Source organism: Zobellia alginiliquefaciens (assembly GCF_029323795.1).
GTDB classification, from domain to species: domain Bacteria; phylum Bacteroidota; class Bacteroidia; order Flavobacteriales; family Flavobacteriaceae; genus Zobellia; species Zobellia alginiliquefaciens.
Genome location: NZ_CP119758.1, coordinates 1,767,947 through 1,794,651, shown reverse-complemented (window position 1 = coordinate 1,794,651; position 26,705 = coordinate 1,767,947). Strand labels below are relative to the sequence as shown.

Annotated in this window: 21 protein-coding genes; 5 read left to right on the top strand and 16 right to left on the bottom strand. The window is 38.4% G+C overall.

The features are described from left to right. Positions 1–8: 8 nt before the first annotated feature. The 3 genes from P0077_RS07615 to hemB are packed head-to-tail and all read right to left on the bottom strand — an operon-like array spanning position 9 to position 3,507. The gene (locus tag P0077_RS07615; protein WP_276168526.1) at positions 9–1,112 is read right to left on the bottom strand and encodes a CNNM domain-containing protein; all 1,104 of its coding nucleotides are present in this window, start codon (positions 1,110–1,112) and stop codon (positions 9–11) included. 52 nt (positions 1,113–1,164) lie between these two features. Next, the gene (locus tag P0077_RS07610; protein WP_276168525.1) at positions 1,165–2,496 is read right to left on the bottom strand and encodes a serine hydrolase domain-containing protein; all 1,332 of its coding nucleotides are present in this window, start codon (positions 2,494–2,496) and stop codon (positions 1,165–1,167) included. Between the two features lie 21 nt (positions 2,497–2,517). After that, positions 2,518–3,507 carry a porphobilinogen synthase gene (gene hemB, locus P0077_RS07605; RefSeq protein WP_276168524.1) on the bottom strand — a complete coding sequence of 330 codons (990 nt, stop codon included), beginning with the start codon at positions 3,505–3,507 and terminating at the stop codon, positions 2,518–2,520. Between the two features lie 69 nt (positions 3,508–3,576). Here hemB and P0077_RS07600 point away from each other — a divergent pair, with 69 nt between their 5' ends. Further along, on the top strand, positions 3,577–6,219 hold the full coding sequence (locus P0077_RS07600; RefSeq protein WP_276168523.1) for a DEAD/DEAH box helicase family protein: 2,643 nt from the start codon (positions 3,577–3,579) through the stop codon (positions 6,217–6,219). Here P0077_RS07600 and P0077_RS07595 read toward each other — a convergent pair. From P0077_RS07595 to hemA, 7 genes are all read right to left on the bottom strand, one after another. Beyond that, positions 6,206–6,862, bottom strand: a complete 657-nt coding sequence (locus tag P0077_RS07595; protein WP_276168522.1) for a hypothetical protein — start codon at positions 6,860–6,862, stop codon at positions 6,206–6,208. The two genes, P0077_RS07600 and P0077_RS07595, sit on opposite strands and share 14 nt — an antisense overlap. After that, positions 6,859–7,020 (bottom strand): hypothetical protein, encoded by a 162-nt coding sequence (locus P0077_RS07590; RefSeq protein ID WP_276168521.1) that lies wholly within the window; start codon positions 7,018–7,020, stop codon positions 6,859–6,861. The genes P0077_RS07595 and P0077_RS07590 overlap by 4 nt, the downstream gene beginning before the upstream one ends. 17 nt (positions 7,021–7,037) lie before the next feature. Then, positions 7,038–7,940 carry an oxygen-dependent coproporphyrinogen oxidase gene (gene hemF, locus P0077_RS07585; protein ID WP_276168520.1) on the bottom strand — a complete coding sequence of 301 codons (903 nt, stop codon included), beginning with the start codon at positions 7,938–7,940 and terminating at the stop codon, positions 7,038–7,040. Positions 7,941–8,055: 115 nt separating this feature from the next. Continuing rightward, on the bottom strand, positions 8,056–8,607 hold the full coding sequence (locus P0077_RS07580) for a GNAT family N-acetyltransferase (RefSeq protein WP_276168519.1): 552 nt from the start codon (positions 8,605–8,607) through the stop codon (positions 8,056–8,058). A 12-nt stretch (positions 8,608–8,619) separates the two neighbouring features. Beyond that, positions 8,620–9,654, bottom strand: a complete 1,035-nt coding sequence (hemE, locus tag P0077_RS07575; RefSeq protein ID WP_276168518.1) for a uroporphyrinogen decarboxylase — start codon at positions 9,652–9,654, stop codon at positions 8,620–8,622. A 59-nt stretch (positions 9,655–9,713) separates the two neighbouring features. Next, positions 9,714–11,297 (bottom strand): hydroxymethylbilane synthase, encoded by a 1,584-nt coding sequence (gene hemC / locus P0077_RS07570; RefSeq protein WP_276168517.1) that lies wholly within the window; start codon positions 11,295–11,297, stop codon positions 9,714–9,716. Then, positions 11,294–12,550, bottom strand: a complete 1,257-nt coding sequence (hemA, locus tag P0077_RS07565) for a glutamyl-tRNA reductase (protein WP_276168516.1) — start codon at positions 12,548–12,550, stop codon at positions 11,294–11,296. Before hemA ends, hemC begins: the two co-directional genes overlap by 4 nt. Before the next feature lie 206 nt (positions 12,551–12,756). On the opposite strand from hemA, the gene P0077_RS07560 reads away from it, so the two are divergent. Next, a complete protein-coding gene (locus P0077_RS07560; RefSeq protein ID WP_276168515.1) occupies positions 12,757–13,647 on the top strand; it encodes a helix-turn-helix transcriptional regulator in 891 nt (296 codons plus the stop codon). Positions 13,648–13,876: 229 nt separating this feature from the next. On the opposite strand, the gene P0077_RS07555 is transcribed toward P0077_RS07560, so the two are convergent. The 4 genes from P0077_RS07555 to P0077_RS07540 form a co-directional block, all read right to left on the bottom strand. After that, entirely contained in the window at positions 13,877–14,722 is an 846-nt protein-coding gene (locus P0077_RS07555) for an N-acetylmuramoyl-L-alanine amidase-like domain-containing protein (protein WP_276168514.1), read from the bottom strand. A 74-nt stretch (positions 14,723–14,796) separates the two neighbouring features. Further along, entirely contained in the window at positions 14,797–16,158 is a 1,362-nt protein-coding gene (locus tag P0077_RS07550) for a hypothetical protein (protein WP_276168513.1), read from the bottom strand. Positions 16,159–16,226: 68 nt separating this feature from the next. Beyond that, positions 16,227–19,748, bottom strand: a complete 3,522-nt coding sequence (locus P0077_RS07545; protein ID WP_276168512.1) for a TraB/GumN family protein — start codon at positions 19,746–19,748, stop codon at positions 16,227–16,229. A gap of 123 nt (positions 19,749–19,871) precedes the next feature. Further along, positions 19,872–20,948 carry a mechanosensitive ion channel family protein gene (locus P0077_RS07540; RefSeq protein ID WP_276168511.1) on the bottom strand — a complete coding sequence of 359 codons (1,077 nt, stop codon included), beginning with the start codon at positions 20,946–20,948 and terminating at the stop codon, positions 19,872–19,874. A 261-nt stretch (positions 20,949–21,209) separates the two neighbouring features. Between P0077_RS07540 and hemH the strand changes: the two genes are divergently transcribed. Both hemH and P0077_RS07530 read left to right on the top strand, forming a co-directional pair. Continuing rightward, positions 21,210–22,241 (top strand): ferrochelatase, encoded by a 1,032-nt coding sequence (hemH, locus tag P0077_RS07535; protein WP_276168510.1) that lies wholly within the window; start codon positions 21,210–21,212, stop codon positions 22,239–22,241. A 29-nt stretch (positions 22,242–22,270) separates the two neighbouring features. Beyond that, positions 22,271–23,659 carry an MATE family efflux transporter gene (locus P0077_RS07530; protein WP_276168509.1) on the top strand — a complete coding sequence of 463 codons (1,389 nt, stop codon included), beginning with the start codon at positions 22,271–22,273 and terminating at the stop codon, positions 23,657–23,659. Between the two features lie 30 nt (positions 23,660–23,689). On the opposite strand, the gene P0077_RS07525 is transcribed toward P0077_RS07530, so the two are convergent. Both P0077_RS07525 and P0077_RS07520 read right to left on the bottom strand, forming a co-directional pair. Further along, a complete protein-coding gene (locus P0077_RS07525; RefSeq protein ID WP_276168508.1) occupies positions 23,690–25,018 on the bottom strand; it encodes an alpha/beta hydrolase family protein in 1,329 nt (442 codons plus the stop codon). Between the two features lie 60 nt (positions 25,019–25,078). After that, complete coding sequence (locus P0077_RS07520; RefSeq protein WP_276168507.1) at positions 25,079–25,894, bottom strand: EcsC family protein; 816 nt, start codon at positions 25,892–25,894, stop codon at positions 25,079–25,081. A 162-nt stretch (positions 25,895–26,056) separates the two neighbouring features. Between P0077_RS07520 and P0077_RS07515 the strand changes: the two genes are divergently transcribed. After that, positions 26,057–26,599, top strand: coding sequence for a CopD family protein (locus P0077_RS07515; RefSeq protein ID WP_276168506.1), 543 nt, complete (start codon positions 26,057–26,059; stop codon positions 26,597–26,599). Positions 26,600–26,705: the final 106 nt, after the last annotated feature.

Genomic DNA, 26,705 nt, shown 5'->3' with positions numbered 1-26,705 from the left:
TACTACTATTAATCGAGTATTCCAGAGCGTTTTGCGCGTGTATTCCAGTTTTTACGAGCTAGTTCTTGCAAGTCTGCAACATTGTCGCTCTCGTCCATTATTTCCAGCCCTAAAAGCGTTTCTATAACGTCCTCCATGGTAACCAGGCCGCTCACAGAGCCGTATTCATCTACCACTAGGGCAATATGCTCTCTTTTGGCAATTAGCGTGTCAAAAAGTTTTGGGATGGGTGTGTCCCTTTCGGTAATTAAAATATCACGTTTAATTTCTGAAAGTGGTGTGTTCCCATTGTTGTTCACCATTTCCTCAAGGATATTATCTTTCAGGACAAAACCATTTATATGGTCTATTTTATCGCCATAAACAGGAATTCGTGAAAAGCGCATTTTAGGGTTGGCCTCAAAAAATTCGGCTATGGTTTTATTTCCCGAAGCAATTTTCATCACCGCCCTTGGGGTCATTACATCTTTTACCAAAACTTGGTCAAAACGCAAAAGATTTTTAATAATGGTAGATTCTGATTTTTCAAAAACACCTTCTTCACGGGCCATATCCGTCATTGCAGTGAAATCTTCTCTACTAAGCACACTACCGTGATGCCCTTTTCCTCCCACTAGTTTTGTGAAGAGCTGCAATAGCCATAGAAGTCCGGTATATTTAAGTGCAATGACCATAATATTCAGAGCTTTAGCCGTGAAATTGGCAAGTTGTCTCCAATAGGTGGCACCAATTGTTTTTGGAATGATTTCCGAAGCAACCAAAATAAGAATGGTCATAATGGTAGAGACTGCACCTACCATTAAATCCTCGGTAAAAGTAACTCCAAAGATGCTACGTGTAGAACTGCCGTATAGTTCCGCATAAGCCACTTTGGCCTGAACCCCTACCAGGATGGCACCTACGGTATGGGCAATAGTATTCAGCGTTAAAATAGCGATTAAGGGTTTATCTACATCCTTTTTTAATTCCTCTAGTGTAACCGCATAGGTCTTGCCTTCTTTCTTTTTTACATTTACAAAAGTAGGGTTGATACTTAGCAGTACTGCTTCTAAAATAGAGCAGAGAAAAGAAACGAAAATGGATACTAAAGCGTAAAAAATTAATAAGCCCATGAAAGAATTTTAGTAAAACGAAGATACCAAATTAAAGTATAATGTCTTGGTCTTATTTACTTGGTAATGTGGCTTTATAAAAAATTTGCTGTATTGCAGGCCTAATATTCAGGTGGTATAGATTTCTGTTTTCTCTTGTGGGGTTCACCCGATTGGACAGAAAAATATAAACCATTTGGTTTTCTGGGTCGGCCCAAACAAAGGTGCCCGTAAAACCACTATGACCAAAACTATCTGTACCTACTTCCGGTGCGGGATAGGATTTGGATAAAGGCTTTTTATTATTTCCCAAAAGCGGTTTGTCAAAACCAAGACCTCTGCGATTATCATTTTCAGGAAATTGTACCCGTGTAAATTCTTTGACCGTAGCCTCTGTAAAGTAACGCTTACCATCATACACACCGTATTGCATATACATTTGCATAAGTTTTGCTAAATCTGTAGCAGAGGCAAAAAGTCCTGCATTGCCGGATATACCACCTAATAAAGCGGCATTCTCATCGTGCACCCAGCTTTGCGTTAAGGTGTGACGAAAGAGCGTATCGTTTTCGGTGGGAACAATAGCATTGGAAAACCCCTTAGGTTTCGGCTTAAATCCCATAGTGGGCGCATTCAAGGGTAAATAGAAATTTTTCTCTAGATAATACTCAAAAGAATCTCCGGTCAACTGTTCAACGAGTTCTGGAAAAATTAAGAATGCGAGTCCGGAATATGAATATTTCTTTTCTCCGGATACATCTGACCGGTCAATAAGGCGATACATTTTTTTGTTGAACCTATTTTTTACGTAAAGTCCATCGTAGGCTTGGTTTTTAAACCTTCTATTGGAGGAAGTTCTAACAAATCGCTTCTTTATCTTACCGTTTTTCCTGAAAACTTCATTCAGGAAAACGATATATGGCTTAAGTCTCGCTTGATGCGCTAGAATTTCACGTAATGTAATATTTTGCTTGTCTTTTATTCTTTTCCAGCGTGTCCAATACGTACTAAAAGGAGCATCTAAATCAAGCTTCCCTTCATCAACCAATTTCATAATGGCTGGTAGGGCAGCAGTAATTTTAGTTACCGAGGCCAAATCATAGATGTCATCTAATGCTACCGGTTGTATACTATCATACGTATGATAGCCGTAGGCTTTGTGAAAGATTATCTTCCCGTTTTTAGCCACTAATATCTGGGCTCCAGGAAAAGCATTCTTTTTTATACCATTTGTTATTATTTTTTCAACATTCGTGTTGATGTATGCTGAATCTAGTCCAACTTCAGCGGGATTTCCATAAACCAATGCATCGTTCAGCCCAATGTTTAAAGGTATAGAAGTGCCTTCCTGTGCAAGCGCGAACTGAATGGTTAAAATAAAGAATAAAAGCTGAATTACTCTCAACAATGATTTTTAGAAGTTTTATTAGCCCAATAATTTAACGGCATCTTTAGCAAAATAACTAGCAATGATATTGGCTCCGGCTCTTTTTATAGCAGTAAGTTGTTCTATCATTACCGCGTCATGGTCCAGCCAGCCTTTTTCGGCAGCGGCCTTTACCATGGTATATTCACCACTTACTTGGTAAACTGCCACGGGAACATCAACCTCATTACGAATTTCACGTACAATGTCTAGATAACAAAGCCCGGGTTTTACCATTACAATATCAGCACCTTCATCCACATCCATTTCAGTTTCCTTAAGTGCTTCAAAACGGTTGGCATAATCCATTTGATACGTTTTCTTGTCTTTAGGTACGTTTTTGATATCCACAGGAGCAGAATCTAAAGCGTCTCTAAACGGACCGTAAAAAGCACTTGCATATTTAGCGCTGTAACTCATAATTCCCGTATGGATCAAACCTTCGTCTTCCAACGCTTCACGAATGGTAAGAATGCGGCCATCCATCATATCGCTTGGAGCAACGATATCCGCACCTGCCAAAGCATGAGATACGCTCATTTCTGCTAAAAACTCAGAAGTTTCATCGTTAAGGATTTGCCCGTTTTCGATAATTCCGTCGTGACCGTAAGATGAATAGGGATCCATAGCAACATCGGTCATAACCAACATGCCAGGGCAAGCGTTCTTCACGGTTTTAATGGCACGTTGCATAAGCCCGTCTTCGTTTAATGCTTCGGTACCCTTATTATCTTTTAAGTTGTCCGGTACTTTTACAAAAAGAAGTACGGCATGTAAGCCCATTTTCCAAAGCTCTTTAACTTCAGCCTCTAAATGGTCTAAACTTAACCTGTAGTAATCCGGCATTGACGGAATCTCTTCCTTAATGTCCTTGCCTTCGGTTACAAAGAGCGGCACCAGAAAATCCTTGGGTGATAATATGGTTTCGCGCACTAAACTTCGGATAGATTCGTTTGTTCTTAGTCTGCGGTTTCTTCTAAGTGGGTACATGTTTTTACCTATTTTTGAATATCCAAAGTTACTTATAATCCTCCTAAAAAACGGAAAAACGACCAACTCTTGACGGAACTAAAACATAGCTTGAATTTTAAGTTTGAATGGCGGAGTTATCAGCAGAATTTTCTTGACAATTTTGAGGAACATATAACGGATAACCACCTTCATGTGGTGGCTCCCCCAGGCTCTGGAAAGACCATATTGGGTATAGAGGTTTTACGAAGGGTGAACAAGAGAACCTTGGTTTTAGCACCTACTTTAACAATTAGAAACCAGTGGCGTGATCGTTTAGAATCATTTTTTCTAAATGAGAATTCTTTGGTGGATTATACTACGGATATTAAAGAGCCTCAGTTTCTGACCTTTTCTACATATCAGTCGTTGCATGCGCTAAACAAACGTTTTTTAGATAATGACGATGATTCCTTACTTGGGTTTATTGAACGGAATGGCATTCAAACGGTTGTTCTAGATGAAGCTCACCATTTAAAAAACGAATGGTATAAATGTTTGATGCTTCTGAAGCAAATTGAGGGTTTAACGGTTGTAGCATTGACTGCCACGCCGCCGTACGATAGTTCTGGAGCTGAATTGAACAAGTATTTTGAACTGTGTGGGCCGATAGACGATGAAATTGCAGTACCTGATTTGGTAAAGAACGGTGACCTTTGTCCGCATCAGGATTTTATTTATTTCTCTAAACCCTCAGAAGCACAGATAAAATATATTGTTCAATACCGTGAGAACATCATTGCGTTTATGCACGAATTGAAAGCGGACGAGAGTTTTCAAAACCTCCTTTTGGAACATCCATTTTATAAAAGCACGGAAGAGGTGCTAGAAGAAATTTATGAGAAACCTTCATTCTTATCCGCCATATTAATTTTCTTAAATGCTGCGGGTATCGAGATTGATAAGGAGAAATTACTTTTCTTGGGATTTGAAAATACTTCTGTAGATTTTCCAACCCTTACCTATGATTGGTTGGAGATTTTATTCCAGGAGCTTTTGGTAGTGCAACGGGAAACCTTAATTACGTACGAGCCCGTTTTGAATGCTATTGAAAAACGCTTGAGTCGCATTGGTGTATACGAAAAACGCAAGGTCAACTTTGTGGGGGATGAGCAGCTGTATAAATCTTTGGCGAGTAGCCCCAGTAAATTACAAAGTATTGATAGTATTATTGAAAAGGAACAAAAGGTTCTTGGCGATAACTTGAAGGCCGTTGTTCTTACCGATTTTATCCGGAAAGAGTTCCTAGATTTTAAAGGCGATGAAGTAACTGCACTTAATAAATTGGGCGTGGTTTCTATTTTTCAATACCTACGTGTTAAATCTGCCCAAAGTCAAAATTTGGGGATACTAACAGGTTCTTTGGTAATTCTTCATAAGACAGTTATAGATAGTTTTCAGCGAATATTGGGTGAGGATTCCTTTGGTATGCAACCAATGGCCGCGGATGCAGATTTTGTTACGATTTCGGTTTCTGGGAATGCTAAGAATAGCATTGTTGCCGCTGTAACAGAACTGTTTCAGACAGGAAAAATTAAAATACTAATCGGTACCAAAGCTTTACTAGGCGAAGGTTGGGACGCTCCAGCCATAAACACTCTGGTTTTGGCATCGTATGTAGGTTCCTTTGTGTCATCAAACCAAATGCGAGGTAGAGCGATTCGGTCCGATATAACTGAGCCTTCTAAAACGGGAAATATTTGGCATTTAGCATGCCTTGACCCAACTATAAATGATGGAGGTAAAGATTTGGAAAAACTGAAACGAAGGTTTACTGCCTTTTCGGGAGTTTCCATTAGTGGGAAAGCTTACATTGAAAATGGATTGGATAGGTTGCAACTTCCCGAGGTCTTTGGTGAAGAAACGAACCTAGAAGCATTAAATGAAACCATGGTGCACTATGCTGCGGAGCGGGACCTTCTAAAAAAGAGATGGCATGAGGCTATTGATAAAGGTAGTGTATTGGTGCGTGAGGTGAAAGTGCCTTATGTGGGAAAGACATCGTTTCAGAAAGTTAAAAAGATGCGATCTGTAGATGCTGCACAGTATTTGTTGATTGAGGTAGTTGCGGGGTTAGGATTGTTTCTTCCTGAGTTTTTAATTAAGAATATAGGTACATTGTTGAATAAGGGTATTTTTCAGCTTATATATTTCTTATTGGCAGGTGTAGTAATTGGCTTTGCGCCTAAAACATATAAAGCACTTAAATTATATTTCCTATTTGGGAACTCAACTAGAAAAACGGAAAAAATAGGGAAGGCATTATTGGCTTATCTTATAAAAACGAAACAGATACAGGTGGGACAATCAGAAATTCTTGTGGAAACCGAACAACATAGTAATGGTAGTTTTGCCTGTTATTTAATAGGGGCGACCAACCACGAAAGTTCCTTGTTCGTTAATTTGTTACATGAAATACTTGCACCTGTTGAAAATCCAAGATATTTATTGATAGGTACTAGTTGGGTAAAAAGGAAATGGGATGTTCGTAATTATTATGTAGTTCCACAGGACTTGGGAAAACGAAAAAAAGACGCTTTAGAATTTCACGGTTTTTGGAAGAAGCATGTTGATAATTCGGAACTACTTTACACACGAACGAAAATAGGCAGAAGAGAGTTGTTAAAGGCGCGCTTGGCCCACGTGGTTCATCAATTTAAGGAGGTTTCCGAAAAAGCGATTACTTGGAAATAATCCGTTCGGTATTTTCTTTGCACCGTATTAATTGGGTTAACTCTTTGCCGTAGCCATAGGCAGACCATAAGGTAGAGTCCTTTTTAATTTTAATTGGGTCTTCATCGGCATCAATAAAGCGTTTGGTGGCTCCAACCAAGGGATGGTCCAGACTTTTTATTTTTATAATTGAACTATTTCCTGGTATAGTCAATTCGCCTTCGTAATCATAACAGAAAACAAGTACTTTATCACCCACACTTGCATTTGTGTTACTAAAACAATCTGTAGTAAAGAATTTTTGGCTTGCATAACTGCTATTCCCCATATCTTTAATTTTATAGACTTCATCCACTGCTATAGTACCCTTTTGTGAAATGTATAAAGGGGCGGCATCATTATTGGCTTTTTCAAGGTTGACAATTGTACCCGAAAAAACAAGGGAATATTCTTTACCACAGTACCCAATGAAGGGTCCGGATTCTTCCCACCAGTAGGTGTAACCTACATTTAATGTGTCTTGGGTGAATACTATTTCTAGGTCGCTTTTAGATCGTTTGGTGTCACAGGAAGTCCCTATTGCCAGAATTGCAAAAGCTAAAATCAACTTAGAGATAAAGTGATTGCTTAAGTAAACGGTATTAGGGGTCTTTAAAAATTTCACTCCTTGGATGAGGGTTTTTTTTGGCCTTGTTTTGCTATCTCCTTCAGGCGTAATTTACGCGTCTCCTTCTCCTGTTTCAACTTTGCTTTTTTCCGATTTAAAAGCTTGGTGTGCTTGGCTTTGTTAACTGTATTTTTTGCTTTTCCTTTTTTTGGCATAACGAGTCATTCAGGATTTATACCCATTCCTTCGGGTTTTCAAGAATATCTACCAACTGGAATTCTTTACTGCCTTCCTTGGGTTGATGGTCATAACGCCACTGTACATGGGGAGGTAGGCTCATTAGTATACTTTCAATTCTACCGTTGGTCTTCAATCCAAATAAAGTGCCTTTGTCATGAACCAGGTTAAATTCTACATATCGTCCTCTTCTAACTTCTTGCCAATTGCGTTGCTCTTTGGAATAATCTAAATCTTTTCTTTTTAAGACAATCGGTACATAACTGTTTAAAAAGCTGTTTCCAACTTCGGTTACAAAATCATACCAGTTTTGCATGCTCATCTCCTCTGTAGCCTTACAATAATCAAAAAATAGTCCACCTATGCCACGTGCTTCATTTCTATGGGCATTCCAGAAGTAGTCATCACACCTCTTTTTATACGTAGAATAAAAGTCCGGGTTATGATTATCACAGGCAGCTTTACAAACAGAGTGGAAGTGAACGGCGTCTTCATCAAAAAGATAATAAGGAGTCAAATCCTGTCCGCCCCCGAACCACTGGTCAACAATATTCCCCTCCTTATCATACATTTCAAAATAACGCCAATTGGCATGGACCGTAGGCACCATCGGGTTTTTAGGGTGTAGCACCAAACTCAATCCGCAAGCATAGAAATCGGCATCTTCCACTCCAAAATAGGTCTGCATGCTCTTGGGCAGGGCGCCATGAACACCGGAGATATTTACACCGCCTTTTTCAAAAACAGCACCATTTTCTATAACCCTGGTTCTTCCGCCTCCACCTTCAGGGCGTTTCCATATATCTTCACGAAATTTAGCAACTCCATCTATTTCTTCAAGCTTAGATGTAATAACATTCTGAAGATTTTGAATGTAACTAAAGAATTTATCTTTCATTAAAAGACGTTGTAAGAATTGATAGCGAATTTACGATAAACAAAGGAGGCTAGAAAGGGATTAGGACTACAAAAGTCCTATATATTAAGATATTGCTTTATGAAGAACAGCGGCTCTAGGCGTAAAGTTCATAAAGCTCCATATCCAAGGCCGATTCGCTAGGAGGCGTATGCTCTTTTAATAATACCTTTTGCCATTTATAACCAGATTTTTCAGCTACGCGTATACTACCAATATTGGTTTTGTGAACAATAATTTGAAGGGTTTTCAGACCTAAATCCTTCAACGCATATTTTGATAAGGTGTCAACTGCTAAGGAGGTAATTCCTTTGCCTTGGAATTGGTAACCTATGCAATACGCCAGTTCTGCTTGTTTTTTCCCCCAGTCCAGTTCTTTTATATACACCAGTCCACAAACTGTCCGTTCTTCATTGTCTTTTAGAACGAACAAAAATTCCTCGTTCTTCTGATATTCACGGACTTTCTGTTCAACAAAAATTTGGGAAAGGCTGGGCGTAAGATTTGCAGCCAGTGTTATGGGAAAATATCGTTGTAAACGTGCGGAATTTATAGTTACGAAATCACAAATATGCCAGGCGTATTTTTCATGTATGGGTTCTATGGAAAAGCTTTCGAAACGGGCAATAGCTCTATTTTCGTTTTCCATGTCCATTTTAATTTAACTAACGGGTTTCCATTCTTTAACCGCGTCTATAAATGCCTTTGCATTTTCAACAGGTACGTTTGGTAATATGCCGTGACCAAGATTTACAACATAGCTATCCTTTCCAAATTCATTGATCATTTGGGTCACCATTTTCTTTATTTCTGATGGAGGGGATAACAATCTAACGGGGTCAAAGTTACCTTGCAACGTAATTTTCCCACCGGTTAGGTAGCGTGCATTACGCGCAGAACACGTCCAATCTATACCTAGGGCAGCAGCGCCGGATTTTGCCATATCGCCAAGAGCGAACCAACACCCTTTACCAAAAGCGATAACGGGAGTTTCATCTTTTAAGGCATCGATAATTTGCTGAATGTACTGCCATGAAAATTCATTGTAATCCGTTGGGGAAAGCATTCCGCCCCAAGAATCGAATACTTGAACCGCATTTACACCTGCTTTTACCTTCGCTTTTAAATAGGCAATAGTTGTATCCGTAATCTTCTGTAGAAGTTCGTGGGCCACTACAGGTTGGGTAAAGCAAAGTTCTTTAGCCTTATCAAAAGTTTTGCTTCCTTGGCCCTGTACACAGTAGCATAAAATGGTCCACGGTGAACCTGCAAAACCAATAAGTGGCACTTCATCATTAAGTTTTTCTTTGGTTGCTTTTATGGCATCCATAACATAACCTAAAGCATCGTTTACATCTGGGACGATAACACTATCCAGGTCTTTCTGCGAGCGAATAGGTTTTGGTAAATAAGGACCGAAATTCGGTTTCATTTGCACCTCAATGTTCATAGCTTGAGGAATAACCAAAATATCACTAAAAAGAATAGCGGCATCCATACCATACCTGCGTATAGGCTGTACCGTAATTTCCGAGGCCAATTCCGGGGTCTGACAACGTGTAAAGAAATCATACTTTTTTCTGATTTCCATAAACTCAGGAAGGTATCTCCCTGCTTGACGCATCATCCAAACAGGTGGACGATCAACAGTTTCACCCTTTAGGGCTCTAAGAAAAAGGTCGTTTTTTAATGACATAGCTATAATTTCATTCCCAAAATCATGGGAAGTCCGTTCATTATTCAACCGTAAAAATATTAATTCTTACGGTACGTTTGGTTCACGAGATCAATAACACTTTCTACTGTAGGTATTTTTGCCGTATGAACCGTTGCAAAATGTTTCTTGGCTTCAGCCGCAGTAGTTTCACCAATACAATAGGCCACTTTATTGGGCGCATTTTTAAGTAAAAAGCTGTTGATGGTAGATGGGCTAAAGAATAAAACGCCTTCTACACTATCTTCAACTTCTGCAGGAGCATGTTTAGTGGTGTAGGCTTCAATTTCATTTACCTTAATCTTATTTTCTTCTAAGATGTTGGGTAAATCATCAAGTCTAAGGTTGCTACAGAAATAGGTGACTTCTGTACCTTCTAAATTATCTACCATGTACTGTGCCAATTTTTTGGCATCATTTTCATGGTGCGTTACTGGTCCTATATAACGTTTGATCATGCGTTTGGTCTTGCGGCCTACGCAATAGATATTGCTGAATTTTAATTCTTCAGGAGAAATACTTTTTATAAGGGCTTCCACCGCGTTCTGACTTGTAAGAACTACATTTCTAATCTCTTTTTTAAGGATAAGATTAGAAATTCTGTTAGGGCTTACTTTGATGAAATCTTCAGACTTCACCTTTATGTCCGTATCAAAAAGCTCCTCTTGGTCTTGAGTAAGGTTCTTGGTGGAAAATATTTTAGTGTTTTCTAAAGTACCTGTAGCGCTGGTCATAAGTAACTTTCCGCCTCTACTAAAAATACTATTGGCGCAATCTCTCGCCAAGTAGGTATGTTTTCCCAGTGGTGCGGTGAACTCTGCTTCAAGTTTTTTCTTGCCATCAACGGTTAAAAGCACTCCTTTAAGAGTTACCTCGTTTTCTTTATCTATAGTGGCAAGTGCGCCAATAGGTGCTGAACAACCACCTTCTAGAATTCGTAAAAATTCACGTTCTAGTTGGGTGCATATTTCGGTAGGCTTGTGATTCAGTTCCGCACAGGCCTCACGAACAAATTCATCTTCTTCCTTGGCCACCACCATTATAGCACCTTGTGCTGGTGCGGGAACCATCCATGTAAGTCCAACTGTGTTTTCAGGTTCAAGACCTATGCGTTCAAGTCCTGCTGCTGCAAAGATAGCTCCGTTCCAATTACTGTCTTCTAATTTTTGGTAACGGCTATTGACATTTCCACGAAGGTCAACAACGGTATGCGTAGGGTAGCGATTAAGCCATTGTGCTTTTCTGCGGAGGCTTCCCGTGGCTATTATACCTTCCCTTTCGCCCATGAATTCTTCGTTATTTTTGAACGCTAGAATATCAAGAAAGTTGGCGCGCTCAAGTACGGCCGCCTGTACAATTCCTTTGGGTAATGCAGTAGGCACATCTTTCATACTGTGTACCGCAATATCAATATCATCATTAAGCATCGCTACATCTAAGGTCTTGGTAAAAATACCCGTAATGCCCAATTCATATAGCGGTTTGTCAAGTATGAGGTCGCCCGTAGACTTTACGGAAATGACTTTTACCTTATGGCCTAAAGCTTTTAATTTGTTTTTAACGGTGTTTGCTTGCCATAGCGCTAATTCGCTATCGCGTGTACCAATTCGTATGACCTTGCTCATGGAGTGTCGAGTTCGAGTTGAAAGACTTTTTGAATGAGTTCTAGACTAGTGTCAGAATCGACATTGTCGTCTTTTAAGTGATTTGCGAACTGCTTTGTTATTTTTTGAATAATTCTATTGGAAATTACATCTGCCTGTTGCTCGTTGAAGTCGGACAATTTCTTGGACTGGTAGTCCATTTCTTCGTCCTTCATTGTTTTGAGCTTCATTTTCAGTGCTTTGATAACGGGCGCAAATTTGCGTGTTTCCAGCCACTGAATAAAATCGCTTTTCACCTCGTCAATAATGACTTCGGCCTCAGGAATGAATTGTTTTCTTCGCTCTAAGGTATCATCTGTAATTCTAGACAGCTGATCTAAGTGTACCAGAGTAACATTCTCCAAATCCTTAACATTGTCCGAAACATTTTTTGGAATAGAAAGGTCTAAGATTAAAAGCGGTTTTTTGGTATGTATAAGTTCTTTTGATATTGTGGGCGATTGTGCACCAGTGGCAACAATCAATACGTCCGTAGAACGAATTTCCGTTTGGAGGTCGCCATAATCTTTCACCAAAAGTTGAAACTTTCCGGCAATTTTTTCAGCCTTATCCTTTGTACGGTTAACAAGGGTAATATGCGTGTTTTTGGTATGCTTAATAAGATTTTCGCACGTATTTCTACCAATCTTTCCTGTGCCGAACAGTAAAATGTTTTTGTCTGAAATATCGGTAACGTTCTCCATAATATAGCGAACGGAAGCAAACGAAACAGATGTTGCTCCCGAAGAAATTTCAGTTTCGTTTTTGATGCGCTTGCTGGCCTGAATGACCGAGTTGCACAAACGCTCAATAAATGGGTTGGCAATACCGTGTTTTTTAGAACGGTTAAAACTAGCCCTTAACTGACTAATGATTTCAAAATCTCCTAAAATCTGACTGTCCAAACCGGTACCCACACGAAAAAGATGGCTAATGGCATCGTTATTCTTGTATACGTATGCCACTTCTTGAAACTCTTCTACTGAACCTGAAGTATTATCGCAAAGTAATTTTATAAGTTGAAAAGGGTGTTGGGCAAAACCGTTAAGTTCGGTCCGGTTACAAGTTGAGGTCACTAATAGACCATCTATACCCAACTCACTGGCTTTAACCAAAATGCGTTCCATTGCAGCATCGTCTAAACTGAATTTGCCACGAACCTCGGCATCAGCTTTTAAATAGCTGAGGCCAATAGTGTAGAACGAATTGTTTTTTGAAATGTGGTAATCTTTCATGAAAGCTTTTTCAAAGCGGAAACAAAAATAAGAGGCATTGTTGAATAAAAATAACGCTAGAGGAACAATAAGTGTCGTTGAGGGTTTTTTTAGTTGTTTGTGAATGTAAATCCGTTGAAAACCAGTATTTTTGTAGGAAATACTGTGCTTAACGGTATATCTATTTAGAACGCTTCTAAATAAAAACAAACAAATTCTTGTTTCAGATGGAAGGAAAAAATATCGCTCAAGGTTCATTTCAAGAGGTCTTAATAGAAGACGGTTTTTATGTGCTTAAAATTCAAAATGACACCACGGAAACACAACGTGTAGTGCGGGATATAGATAGCAGTTTCATTCAATTTCACTTTTGTCTAAAGGGTGAGGCTAAGTTTATTTTTAACGAAGGGAGATACAGCCTTGAGGTTTCCGAGGAGAACTCTTTGTTGCTGTATAACACGCAAATAGATTTGCCTATGGACTTGCAATTGGAACCCAATTCTTGGTTGGTCTCCGTAGTAATGACCATTAGAAAATTTCATTCGCTTTTTTCCAAAGAGGCAGATTATATTCCTTTTCTAAGTGCGGACAATAAAGATAAAAAATATTATGCCCAAGAAGGAGTGAGTCCGGCAATTGCGGTTATTTTAAGTCAAATGATGAATTACAATCTTCATCCCTCCATAAAAGAACTGTATATAAAGGGTAAGGTGTATGAATTGATTTCTCTGTACTTTAATAAAAGTGATGATGCAGATGTTGAGCAATGCCCTTTCTTGGTAGATGAGGACAATGTACGGCGTATTCGTAAGGCAAAAGAAATTGTTATTTCCCGCATGGCTGAGCCTCCTACCCTCACTGAACTATCTGAAGAAATAGGGTTATCCTTAAAAAAGCTGAAAGAAGGTTTTAAGCAGATTTATGGTGATTCTGTTTTTAGCTTCCTATTTGATTATAAAATGGAGTATGCGAGAAAAATGTTGGAAACCGGTAAGCACAACGTAAACGAAGTAGGTTTAAGAGTTGGGTATAGTACGGCCAGCCATTTTATTTCTGCCTTTAAAAAGAAATACGGGACTACTCCTAAAAAATATTTGATGGCGTCTGCAAATAGTTAAACTTTTTAGCTAGATATATCAGGTTGATTTTTGGTGGCGCAAATTTTTACGGAAAAAATAAGAACCAACTAGTTAGTCGGTACAATGAAATATTTCTTGAAACCGTTATTTCATGGGAGCCGATTTGTATCGTGAAACTTTCGGTGAACGGTCATATGGCAGGTTTTAATAGGAAGGTTTCAAATAAAACGGACTGGACAGTCGGTTCTTTTAGGATGTTTTACGTAGCTCAACGGGTAGGTCTAGCCACCATAATCCCAGTATTTTTCTTGATTTTTTTGAGGTATTCAGCAAGAGGTTTTTCGGAGACCTCCACTTTCATTGAACCTGTGGAAGCGTGCAGTAAATGAATGCGACCATCCTTTTCTCTTGTGGCAATTCCGGTGTGTGTAATGTCCAATCCATTGATTGACGTGGTCAAAGCAATGATGTCACCAGATTGAATCAAATGCTCGTTTGCGGCAATGTCATCCTGAGCCAATATGCAAATAGGTTGATTGTTGAGGTAGTTTTCTGAAGCTTTTATTTTTTCAAAATTTTTGTCATCGCTTAAGAACGGATAAAGGTCGCGATGGGTGCTCATAAAGTTAATGGGCTTGATAATTTCTTCACCACCAATTTCGGAAGTAATATCTTTTAACAACCCTTTCTTTTCATTGTTGGCAATCCACTCTGAAAAGTAGTGCAGACGAGAAGCGTACCCGTCTAATTCCCCATCTTTATACCGAATGCTTTCAAGTATTTCCGTAAAATCATTAAAACCGGATTTTTCGTTTTTCAACATCAATCCAAAAGCCAAGACATTTTCTACATACGTGGTGCAGTCCAAACCTTGAAGGTTGATTACCAGAGTTTCTGTATCCCCAATTTCTAGTGTTTTCGCCACATAAGGTGTGTCCATAAATGTTTTACCTATAGCAACTATGGTTTTGCCAAAGTCTTTCTTTATTAGGCCATCAATAGCAGTAAGCTTGTTTTCTACCGCCTGTTTATCTGCTGGCGAACATGTTATTTGCTGGGCAGAAGTGTATTGCGAGAGGGTTAACACAAAAATAAATAAGATGCTTTTTAGCATATGTATTGGTTTGGATTGATAAATGAAATTAAATAATAATTCCTTGACTTTTGCAAATTTTTCTATTGCTTAGTCTAATCCTGTTCAGGGTAGAGAATTAAAGATTCATTAATTTTTGGAGAGGTTGAATTATTTGGGTTAGATAAGTTTTTTAAAGTAGATTCATAAGTTTTTCCTTGTATAATAAGATGAGTTTGTGAGTACTTTAATTTATCTAAATCCAAATTTGGACATAAAGTATTTACCTCCCCAGGCAAGCTTCCTACGGTATGAGACGATTTATTTGAAGAAAATATTTTCCAGGTGGTGGTACTACGTCTATTTTCAGTTGAAAGTGTTTCTGAGTTCCAAATACTTGATGAGGTAATGTAATTGCTATCTGTATTAAATTCAAAATTATATAAGGCATCTTGAATAATGTTAAAACTGGGTCTCTCCAAGATTTTTATTTCCTCAAGAGGTAGTTGATGTAAGTCTTTAGAATAGAAATAGATGTAATCATTTTCTAACTTAATAGAGAAAGAAGTTGAGTAACTATCAAATCCGGATATATACCCTATTCTTGAAACTGTAGGGTTATCAAAATTTAGTTCTACCGACGTTTCATATGCTATTTTTGGATTTGTTAGGGTGCCAAATCCGTTTGAGGTACTAAATTGATAAGCATTTTGAGGTAGTGTTGTTTCTAATACATATTCATAGTCTTTAAATTGATTATAGTCAAGAATCACATCTTGTGAATCTGAGCCTAGTTCAAAAAAATGATATTTTAATGATCCCTCAGCATCACCAATAAAAAATAAATATCTTATACCAGATAGTAACTCTATGTTTTCAATGGAAAAGGTCTCTTCATTAATTATGTTATAATTACTATCGACAACACCACTTTTTGGAGAGTAAACTTGGTATTTTAGAATTGTAGGAGCCGAGTTCACTGTAATACTGGAATTTCCGGCCTTGTAAGTCAAATTGTTTGTTGATTCATTTGATTTGTAGGTATTCAGTTTTTCAGTAAAAATTGAGCTTGCTTCCTCAGGCTCTGAAGAATTCCATTTAAATCCCTTTGGTATATCTGTATAAGTGTATAAATTATGAGATGATAGGTTGTCATATTCAGCTACGGATAAAGTTGTTACAACTAATTTTTCTGTATTTACTAAGGCGGTATCAATGGTACTAAAAGTTAAAGTGCTATCTTCTTTAATACTTTTATAATCTAGTAGTTCGCCATCTTGGTCATGAACAATTACCCAGTATTCTATTTCGGTTGCGTCCGAATGTTCATTTAATCTATACGTTAGGTAAACTTCTTCTTTAGGTTCTTCAGGAATTGGTTCTTCTTTAGCAATAGGTTCATCTATTTCTGTTCCTTCTGTACAGCTTATTAAAGAGTAAATCGCAGTAAAAAAAAGTAACACATATTTAATTTTCATAAGAAGAGTGGTTAGTTTTAATAGATGTTTAGATAAATATAGTATTACTTTATGATAAAAGTCTAAAATCAAAATCCATGATGACCATACATTCCATAACCGTTAGGCCTATAGATATCTGCGCGTCTTCGGTCTTTTAGTTCAAAACCTTCGGTGAGGTATTCAATTACTTCTTCATCGGTATCCGTGTCTTCAATGCGCATAGCATCACTCTCGTAAAAGGTCTTGGTCTGGAGTTCTTTATTGTTTTCAAAGATTAAGAGGTACATAGAGAAGTTATTGTCATAATCTTCGGTATTTCGCTTTTTAAAGTAATATCCTGTGTAATTCTTTCCATTAAATTCCAATAGCTTTTGGGTTACGAAAGCAACGGAATCCTTGACCTTATCATATTTGGAACTCTCAAAAAGAATAGCTTCAGCTAAATGTTTTTGTGAATTAAACTTAGAAGGAAAATGGCCGAGCATATCTACCTTTTCTAATGTATTGAACAACGGGAGTCTGCCATTTATATCTGAGGCCAAACTTGTTAATTGATTTTGAAGTACTTGTTTTCCGTCCTTAAGTAACTGAGCAAGGTAGGCTGCTTGAACACCAGGGTCTTTAACCTGCTTAATTTGTGTGAAAAACTGTTCTACGGATTTGTCAGTATGAAATGGGTACAACAAGGTAATATAGTCTTCTAACAAAGAGGTATTACTTCTGCTAGTTCTAGGGTTATGGAAATCATTTTGAGAATTGGAAATATCTCTTCCCAACTGTCTTTTAATTAGGGTTTTGGCATCGTTTAGAATCTGAACTCTATACTTTTTGTACAGTTTTGGTTTGATAATACCTTTTATTAATAACTCTGACAAAAGCGAAAAAATAGGTTCTTTATATTCAGGAATGGAACTGTAGTCCAAAAGGGTGGGATACAGTTTTTTTGCTAATTCTAAATTTTTGCGATACGGTTTAAAAATAAGGCTAATATTGAATGTGTTTGATAACAAAGGCAAATCTGTTTGCATGAGTTCTAACAATAGTTTTGTTGATGCTTCATTGGATTTTTTAGCAATTTCTTGAAGCAAAACAGCCTGTGCGGTGGAGTTGTTATACGATTTTGCGTAAAACCTTTTAGAAAACTCAGTGAGGTCAACATCTTCTAACTCTGCTAATTTCCGAATAAGGTGTAATTGTATTTGGCGCTCTCCTTTGCTTAAATCAAACTCATAAATATGCTTTTTAAGGGCTTCCGCGTGTTTGGGATCGAATTTTATAAATCTATATCCGTCAAGAGCGATACTGTCGTTAGTCTCAAGCGCACTAAAGAATTCAGGTACTTTGTCCTCAAACAAATTACGACCGATTATAGTATCCTTCGGAATAAAATTATCAAAGAATTCGCTTATGAAGGAACCAGGTTTTTCAATGGTATCAACAACGGCCTTTAACTCGTAGAGAAGTCCATCTTTCAATATATTTTTTACTAGGATTCCTCTTGTACTTGCGGTGTCCACAAGTGTCAACTGCAATTCGTGGTAGCCTTTGGGAGAGCTTTTGGTCTCCTTTATAATTTTGTATTTTTTATGCGCATACAGTTTTTTTCTCAAGGCCCAAGCAGAGTCCAGATTTCTGAACATTAAGAAATCGTGGGATTTGTTCAGTTCCACAGCTACTGCCTCTCCGTTTTCATTCTGGTAAACGGTTTTTTTATGGAATGGGTCGTATGATTTTGTTTTGGGCGCACCGGTATAATAGTTGGTACTGCTCTCCACAAATTTGGGCGGTTTTACAGTGGTTTTAGTCGTAAAGTACAAGGCGGTATCTATCACAGTTTTAAAAGGCTTCTGATGTTTACTGGTCTTTAGTCTAAACGATTCAAAAAATGATTCAGCCTTTTTTTGGCTCTTTCCAATGGTACCCAAAAGATAATATTCACCTTTTCTTAAGGTAGTCATGAGGTACAGGCGCTTTTTTGTTTTGGCGTCTATTTCGGCAGATGAGATAAGTTTTCGGTCTTTAAACTGGCCGTATTCAGGCGTTAATTCTAAATCTTGGTAAAAACGTTTTTGTATTTGTTTTAATTCAAAAGTATCGGCCTCAATGAAATTAAAGTCGTTCAAAACCGATTTACGAAGAAAGTAATAGTTATTGGAGAGAGAATCAAAGCCTTCCATCCACCGATCACCAGTTCTACTACGATTTGTAAAGCTATAAAGCGATGGCATTTGAACCTCAAAATCTTCATAGATTGAAGTACGAGTTTTAGGAGCTGGAATAGAGTCTGCTCTAAAAGTTAAACTATTAAAAATGGGTTCTGAAAACTTTGTTACATAATCACCTTCCCCACCCATTTTAATGATAACCAATTCTAACGGAGTTTCATAAATCTGATACCGTTGGTGGTCGCCGTTTTTAAGGAGGTTTTTGATGTCTAGGCCTTTGAAATGGCCATTTATAATCGATTTCTTTTCTAAAATTTTTCCAGGAATGTTTTCAAAAAGAAGTTTATCTATTTCTTCAAGAGTTAACAAAACGTCTTTTTTAAGAAATGAATACGTTGGAATGCGGTTAACAACAACAAAACTACCGTTTGCCAAATCTGGCGAAACATAGGTGGTCTTGCCAATATCCGAAACCGGATATAACTTATTAGGAAGTTCTAATGTAATGAAATCATCTTCCGTACTATACGTTTTATAGGTATTTTCACGTTTCTTTTGTTCAAACTTTTGTTTTAGTTTTTTGCCTTTGGATGTAGCTTTGGAAAGCAAGGGTTTTACAGTATATCCCTTTTTTCTCAATAGTGAAATAACTCCTTGATTTCCCGGTAAATGAGCCGCTCCTATCCCAGCGAATATTTTCCCTTTTCGCATTACGGAATCCATACGGTGGGCCATGTTTGCATTGCGTATGTACAACATATTTTTCATGTAATGGGGCGTGTACATGGCTCGGTCAATTGAGTCTAATAATGCAATATTTCGTTCCCTGTAGGCATCTTGAAGTAGAAACATAGGGTCTGACTGTTGCATTTTTTTTTGCAGCCATTCATCTGGTTTTTGTTTAATGGCATTTAAACTGGCCCTGCCTACCAGTGCAGCGGATTCTTCCATATCCTCTAATGGAACAATAGGTTTGTTGAATTTTTTCCCCGCTTGATAAATGAACATGTCAAGGTAAGTTTCCTCTTCAAAGTTTTGGGAAAATTCACTTGTACGATATAGAATGTTGTTAACAATACGGTCCTCGTAGGCTAAATATGCGCCCAATATTTCTTTTCTAGGATTTGCCACTCTAAATGAACGGGCGTAGAAACCTTTGGTTACAAAACCAGCTTCAGCCCCATAAGGAGATGAGCCTACTAAATTTTCTTTTTCTAGCCAAAGACCAGGGTCTGATTCCAAGGCTATCATATCACTTTTATCTAGCGCATCAAAAAAAACATCATCTAAACGAAAAGCGATTTTTTTGCTTACGTGCATCGTTCCGTAGAGGTATGATGTTTTTTCCAAACCGTTTCCAGATATTTCCCAAAGAAGACTATTCTCTTCTTGGGCTTGACCCATAAAAGAAACCAGAATAAGAAAAATAGTTGTTAACCGCATAAACGTCCTTTTGGTATTTTAGGGTATTGTGCTTGCCTTCTTTTTGTAAAATTAAAGAAGTACAGGGGGCATTTCATCCCTAAAAACCGTTAAAATTGGAATTCAAAGTTAAAGGTATAACGGCTATTCGTTAGTTGTATTTTCTTGAGTTTCCATATTTTCTAAACGTAAGCGGGTACGTGGCAAACTCTCAGGATAATTCTGCTGTAAAAAGGTGATTAGCTTTTCGCGAACATGCACACGTAGGTCCCAAGCGGTAGATGAGTCTTTAGCGCTCATGAGCGCCCTGACTTCTATCTGGTTGGCTTTGGAATCGGTTACCTGAATTACGTTTACTTCACCATCCCAGAGATCCGTGTTTTCAAGTATTTTTGTCATCTCTTTCCTAAGGGCGTCAAACGGAACGGAGTAGTCCGTATAAAGAAAAACAGTCCCCAAAATATCCGACGAAGTTTTGGTCCAGTTTTGAAAAGGCTTTTCAATAAAATACGTGGTAGGTAAAATTAATCGTCGCTTATCCCAAATCTTTACTACTACATAGGTCAGTGTAATTTCCTCTACACGGCCCCATTCACCTTCAACGACAACCACGTCATCTAGTTTTATGGGCTGTGCAATAGCGATTTGAATACCTGCTAAAATAGTGCCTATCATCTTTTGAGCGGAAAAACCAATGATAATCCCAGCAACACCTGCCGAAGCAAAAATGCTCACACCAATTTCACGTATACTTTCAAAACTCATGAGAGCAATACTAATGGCCAGTATAACTACGATAAAAATTATGATACGCTCAAGTATATTAAATTGAGTGGCTACTTTGCGTGCGCGTAAATTATCCGAAGAATTCATATCGTAATTATGCATTACATGCTGCTTCACAATGGTAATCACCTTGAGTAGAAGCCATGTAAATGCAAAGATGAACAGTAGGGTGCTGGCCTTTCTAAAATAATAGTCTAGATGGGTGAGTCCTAATAACTCCCTTAGAGAGGATAAACGCAGAAGGATAGATAGAACAATCAGGAATAGGGGCGTGCTCACCTTCTTAACAGAAGATGGTGGAATCAAATATTTTGGATTCTTGCCCAACCTTTTAAGAATTTTTAAAAGGGCATAATAGCCAATCAATAAAATGACCAGGGCACCTGCAAGAAATGAGAGTGATTTGTAGTTTTCGTTGAAAAAATCGTTTAACATAGCAAATTGTTCAAAAGCAAGAATAGCTTGTTATTTCAATTTAACAGGGCTGAATCACATCTAAAATTGATGTAATCTATAGTAGCATCAAAAAGTATTTTAATAACATGCGCCCTAGATACGTTTCAAGGCGTATTTTTGTAAAAATTATACGTTCGCCCAAGTAAGTGGGCATTTAAAGATAGCTGTATTCCCGCAAAGTGGAAAGTTCTTTATGGTGAAATAAACTGTCTTGAAATCAAAAAAAAGTATTGCTAAGCTATGAAAGGAGTTTTATTGGTTAATTTGGGTTCTCCAGACAGTCCCACGGCTAAGGATGTTAAGCCTTATTTAGATGAATTTTTAATGGATGAACGCGTAATTGATGTTCCTAATTGGCTTCGGAATATTATAGTTCGTGGCATTATTTTGCAGTCTCGGCCGAAAAAATCTGCTGAAGCTTATGCAAAAATATGGTGGGAAGAAGGTTCTCCGTTAATTGTTATTTCAGAACGGTTTTCAAACAAGTTGAAAGAGCATTCAGATATGCCTATAGCTTTGGGAATGCGCTATGGTAGCATGACCATAAAAAATGCTTTGAAGGAATTACATGATAAGGGTGTAGATGAGGTGTTGTTAGTGCCGTTATACCCGCATTATGCCATGTCATCCTATGAAACGGTTGTTGTTAAAGTGATGGAAGAGCAAGAAGCATTTTTTCCGAATATGAAATTGACCACCCTGCCTCCTTTTTATAAAAACCCAGAGTATGTTCGTGTACTTTCAGAACGAATTGCAGAAAGTTTGGAAGGTTTTGATTACGACCATATCTTGTTTTCGTATCATGGCATTCCCGAAAGACACATACGAAAATCCGACCCGACCAATTTTCATTGTAAAATAGACGGTAAATGTTGCCAGACCAATTCTGTAGCGCATCATACATGCTACCGTCACCAGTGTTTTGATACTACTGAATCTGTAAAAGCCTATTTGAACCTGCCAGCGGATAAAGTGAGTAATTCGTTTCAATCCAGACTACCTAATGACCCTTGGTTAAAGCCGTACACTGATTTTGAATTTGAGCGTTTCCCTAAGGAAGGAATTAAAAACCTTGCTGTAATAACACCTGCATTTGTTGCCGATTGTTTGGAAACACTAGAGGAGATTGCAATGGAAGGACAACATCAATTTCAAGAAGCCGGAGGAAAGGAATACAAACACATTCCCTGTTTGAACGAAAGTGATGCGTGGGTAAAAGTTATGGCCAATTGGATTAAGGACTGGCAAACTACAGGCGCTTTGCCTGCGTAAATCTGTAATAGGCTTAACAGGAATAAAGAATGGCTAAAGTATCATCGGAACAGTTAGGGTCGGAACCAATTGGTAAGCTTTTGGTAAAACAGGCCTTGCCAGCTTCTATTGGTATTTTAGTAATGTCTCTTAATATACTGGTAGACTCTATTTTTGTTGGTAATTGGATTGGCTCTATTGCCATAGCCGCTATCAATGTAGTTCTTCCTGTATCCTTTTTTATTGGGGCTTTAGGGATGGCCATTGGTATTGGAGGAGCAAGTATTATTTCTAGGGCTCTTGGGGCGGATAACCACGCAAAGGCCATAAAGACCTTTGGCAATCAAATTACGTTAACGCTGTTGATTACCACGGTAATGGTGGCATTGGGACTCTATTATATTGATGTGCTCATACCTGCTTTTGGTGGTAAAGGAACCATTTTTGAACCCGCAAAGATTTATTATACCATCGTTTTGTACGGAGTTCCGTTTTTGGCGCTTTGTATGATGGGTAATACTGTTATTAGGGCCGAAGGGAAGCCCAAATTTGCTATGATAGCCATGATTATACCTTCCGTAGGAAACCTTCTTATGGACTATATATTCATTTATATATTTGATTGGGGTATGGAAGGGGCGGCCTGGGCTACTACCGTTGGCTACGTATTGTGTGCAGCATATGTCTTCTACTTTTTTCTATCTAAAAAATCCGAACTGAAACTTAGTCCGTCATGTTTTCGGCTTGATTTGCCGATTATAAAAGAAATTGGGTCTTTAGGTTTTGTAACCTTATCCAGACAAGCTACCACGAGTGTGGTCTATTTGCTAATGAACAATATTCTTTTTGGCCTTGGTGGTGAGGCTATGGTTGCCGTTTATGCTATTATTGGTCGTATGTTAATGTTTGCGCTGTTTCCTGTATTTGGCGTTACCCAAGGATTCTTGCCTATAGCGGGATTCAACTACGGGGCAAAAAAATACCAAAGGGTACGAGAGTCGATTAACACCGCTATTAAATACGCGTCACTGTTGGCTGCCGTTGTATTTATTGGGCTTATGAGCTTTCCGCAAGAAATTGCCTCTTTATTTTTAAGTGATAGAGCTGGTCAATCAGCACATGATTTGGCGGCCAATGCGTATGTTTTAGAACACATACCTCTAGCTATGCGATTGGTATTTGCTGCGACACCTATTATTGCATTACAGCTGATAGGTGCAGCCTATTTTCAAGCGATCGGAAAAGCGATACCTGCATTATTACTCACCTTATCTAGACAAGGTTTCTTTTTTATTCCTCTTATTTTGATTTTGCCCAACTATATGGGCGAACTAGGAGTTTGGCTTTCCTTTCCTGTAGCCGATGTGTTGGCTACAATTGTAACGGGTTTCTATTTGAGGAACGAAATTAAGAATACCTTAGTCGCAGAAGAGGCGTAAGTCAGCCTCCTCCGGACTAGGTAAGTACTATTATTGTTTCATATTCACTCCAGCAGCTTTAGCGTGTCTAAGTTCCATACCTGTTGAAGATCTAGGTTTAAAACCGTGCCAATCCTGTGCATTAGATTCTTTGGGGATATTTAAATACGCATCGTTGTTTTCGCCTTTAAGGTGTGTTCCTAAAAAAGCAGTTAGAAAGTGCTGGTTAATGTTGTTAATTTTTCTTTGGTCCCAAGAAGGCTCGGCATATCTGTAATATTCGTCAATGTGTAAACCGGGTTGAAGAGCTTCTGCTGGTGGAGGGTTCGGAGCTACGTTATGTCTCGCATTTTTATAGGTAAGCAAGTATCGGTCCGCATTAACGGCGCCCTCATAAATAGCTTTAATACCTTTTTCATAACCAGAAATATCATCTTGGTCGCCTGCAATAAAAAGAGTGGGTTTTTTTAGACCTGCCAATCCGTTGGCATCCCAAACACCACGCTCCATTCCCCACGGGGCAAAAGCCACTACTGCCTTAATTCTTGGGTCTATTTGTTTTTGATATTCTGCATTGCTAGCTGCTAGAGCGGAAATTGCACTACTACCTCCGGTCATTTGTCCAAAGAAAACTGTAAGTCCATCGCTATAGCCAGCTCCTCCAACATTTAAAACACCGTAGCCACCCATGGAATATCCAACAATACCAATATTTTCAGCATCTATCATTCCTGAAAGTTGGTCTTTTGATGCTGAGTTTCCTTTTTCGACTACCGTATTAATTACGAATTTAATGTCCTTAGCACGGTTCAACAAGGTGCTTTGAAATGCATTGGCATCCTTAAAAGTTGAATCCGTATGGTCTATTGAAACTACTACGTATCCTTTTGACGCCAAGTTTTCGGTTAAATAAGTCATTAAGTACCTTGAGCCCACATACCCATGGGATACTACTATTAATGGATATCCGCCAGTAGTTGCTTTGGGTGAGGCATCACGGTAAGCCCTTCCTTTAAAAGAAAAAGGCACCAATGGACGTAAAGTATCACCTCTGGTGCCCATTACCTCTTCGTAAGTTACGGTAGCGCCTTTGTCCGTTGGTGCTTCTGAAGGATACCAAACCTCTATGGTAAGAGGTCTATCATACATTGGGTCTGTACCTCCTTTTGAGTTTAAAATATCAACCTGATTCTTATGTGTAATGTTAAGCGTACGTACCCCAACGGTATGTTCACCTCTATTGGATAGTTCGGGAGCGTCCGGTAAGGCATCGCCATACAAGAATTCTTGTGCTTGTACGGTAATCGTTGCGCACAAAAGCAGCACAAAAGCTGCCATACGCGTGTTCTTCCTTAGGGGGAAGTTGAGTTGAGTTTTCATAGTTTTATAATTGAGTTATGGTTAAATGTAATGAAATTACACTGAAAAGAGAGTAAAGCGTTAAACTTTGGCAACAGTCAACTCTTCGTATTTCAACCTAATCTGCTCTTCTCCATATTTGCGTTCCAATCGCCTGATGCTAAAGTGCGCGTGGGCCATATTTTGAAAATGGTCAATGAACGCCAAGTTAATAGTAGCCCCACCGGCAGCACCTACTATGGGTATAGCTTGGGCCACAAATTTCTCAGAAACTTGAACGCTAAAACGAGAAGCCACTTGGGCTATGAGTTGCAAAAGTGGATTTCCTGTTGTATTGAGTAAGGTGGTAACGGTCTTTCCTGCAATTCCGGTAGCGCCTTTCACCGCGGAACTCATGGCTAATTTTGTGGCATAATATCCTGTATCAAGATTGTCATCGTGTTTGCTCTTGCCCCCTAAAGCGAATACTTGTAAACATGCCAACTGTGAATCTAGTGAATCTAGGTCCTCTCCTTCACTACGGGCAATATCCATAATGGAGCGCATCATGAGTTTGGTAGCTAATGTTAAATCAACTGCGAAAGCGCTAGCACCCAATGCTCCACCAATAGCTCCTGATGAAGTGACCAGTGCCTTGTACAAATTGTTCATAGGTGAGGCTTTTGATTTTTTGCTCATTGAGATCAAATTGGTTTTTACCACAGTATGTAATACTTTGTACGTGATCTGCTGAATCCAATCACGCTGCTTTTGGGGTAGCAGTTGAATCCTACTTTCTATAACATTCCCCATTTTATTGAGGCCTTGCATAGCCCAACCTATTTGCTCCATATTTTGTTTAGCGTTGCTAAGTGTCTGGAAATCTTCCGGTGTCATTTCGTTTTTAATAATTTTCAAGAGATGATAGTTTAAAATATGGGTTGCTCTAAATTAAGCATTCTTCTAAATATATAAGGGTTTAATGAAGCAAAGGATCGTTCGGAAAAATTCGTTTTGGGTTATATGAAAGGAGTTTGTAGTTTTTCCTAACTTTGAACGGCAATTCTAAAGCTTGGTCCGTTGTACGAGTACATAAAAGCATTACATCTTATTTTTGTGATTACATGGTTCGCGGGCTTGTTCTATATACCACGCCTATTTATCTATCATATTGAGGCCTCCCATAAAGCTTCACCTGAAAAGGAAATTCTTACCAAGCAATTTCAGCTTATGGCCAAACGGTTGTGGTTTATTATAACTTGGCCATCAGCTATATTAGCTGTTTTTTTTGCTGTTTGGTTATTGGTTTTGGTTCCTGCCTGGTTGGAGCAACCTTGGATGCACGTAAAACTTGTTTTTGTTTTACTATTGATATTGTATCACTTTAAGACACATCAGATATTTAAGCAACTACAACGCAATGAGGTAAAGTACAGTTCCAAGTTCATGCGTATTTTTAATGAAGGTGCTACACTTATTTTATTCGCTGTAGTGTTTCTGGTGATTCTTAAAAATGCGTTCAATTGGATTTTTGGTGTTGTCGGAATTATTGTTCTAGGAGTCCTCTTAATGCTTGGCATCAGAATATATAAAAGTATAAGGTCTAAAAACCCTGAGGCATAACTCTTGTCTGTAGTAAAATTAGCTTTGTAGAATACTGGAATTTAGTCAGTTTTGAGAAGCCTATGAACATATGTAAAATGGCGTGATATTTGCTACCTTTGATGTA

Excerpts from the sequence above, each read along its gene's own strand:
- hemF (WP_276168520.1), bottom strand. The coding sequence starts at position 7,940 with ATGAAAGATAAATTCTTTAGTTACATTCAAAATCTTCAGAATGTTATT.
- P0077_RS07540 (WP_276168511.1), bottom strand. The coding sequence starts at position 20,948 with ATGTTAAACGATTTTTTCAACGAAAACTACAAATCACTCTCATTTCTT.
- hemB (WP_276168524.1), bottom strand. The coding sequence starts at position 3,507 with ATGTACCCACTTAGAAGAAACCGCAGACTAAGAACAAACGAATCTATC.
- hemH (WP_276168510.1), top strand. The coding sequence starts at position 21,210 with ATGAAAGGAGTTTTATTGGTTAATTTGGGTTCTCCAGACAGTCCCACG.
- P0077_RS07550 (WP_276168513.1), bottom strand. The coding sequence starts at position 16,158 with ATGAAAATTAAATATGTGTTACTTTTTTTTACTGCGATTTACTCTTTA.
- hemC (WP_276168517.1), bottom strand. The coding sequence starts at position 11,297 with ATGAGCAAGGTCATACGAATTGGTACACGCGATAGCGAATTAGCGCTA.
- hemA (WP_276168516.1), bottom strand. The coding sequence starts at position 12,550 with ATGAAAGATTACCACATTTCAAAAAACAATTCGTTCTACACTATTGGC.
- P0077_RS07530 (WP_276168509.1), top strand. The coding sequence starts at position 22,271 with ATGGCTAAAGTATCATCGGAACAGTTAGGGTCGGAACCAATTGGTAAG.
- P0077_RS07615 (WP_276168526.1), bottom strand. The coding sequence starts at position 1,112 with ATGGGCTTATTAATTTTTTACGCTTTAGTATCCATTTTCGTTTCTTTT.
- P0077_RS07560 (WP_276168515.1), top strand. The coding sequence starts at position 12,757 with ATGGAAGGAAAAAATATCGCTCAAGGTTCATTTCAAGAGGTCTTAATA.
- P0077_RS07590 (WP_276168521.1), bottom strand. The coding sequence starts at position 7,020 with ATGCCAAAAAAAGGAAAAGCAAAAAATACAGTTAACAAAGCCAAGCAC.
- P0077_RS07555 (WP_276168514.1), bottom strand. The coding sequence starts at position 14,722 with ATGCTAAAAAGCATCTTATTTATTTTTGTGTTAACCCTCTCGCAATAC.
- P0077_RS07580 (WP_276168519.1), bottom strand. The coding sequence starts at position 8,607 with ATGGAAAACGAAAATAGAGCTATTGCCCGTTTCGAAAGCTTTTCCATA.
- P0077_RS07545 (WP_276168512.1), bottom strand. The coding sequence starts at position 19,748 with ATGCGGTTAACAACTATTTTTCTTATTCTGGTTTCTTTTATGGGTCAA.
- P0077_RS07525 (WP_276168508.1), bottom strand. The coding sequence starts at position 25,018 with ATGAAAACTCAACTCAACTTCCCCCTAAGGAAGAACACGCGTATGGCA.
- hemE (WP_276168518.1), bottom strand. The coding sequence starts at position 9,654 with ATGTCATTAAAAAACGACCTTTTTCTTAGAGCCCTAAAGGGTGAAACT.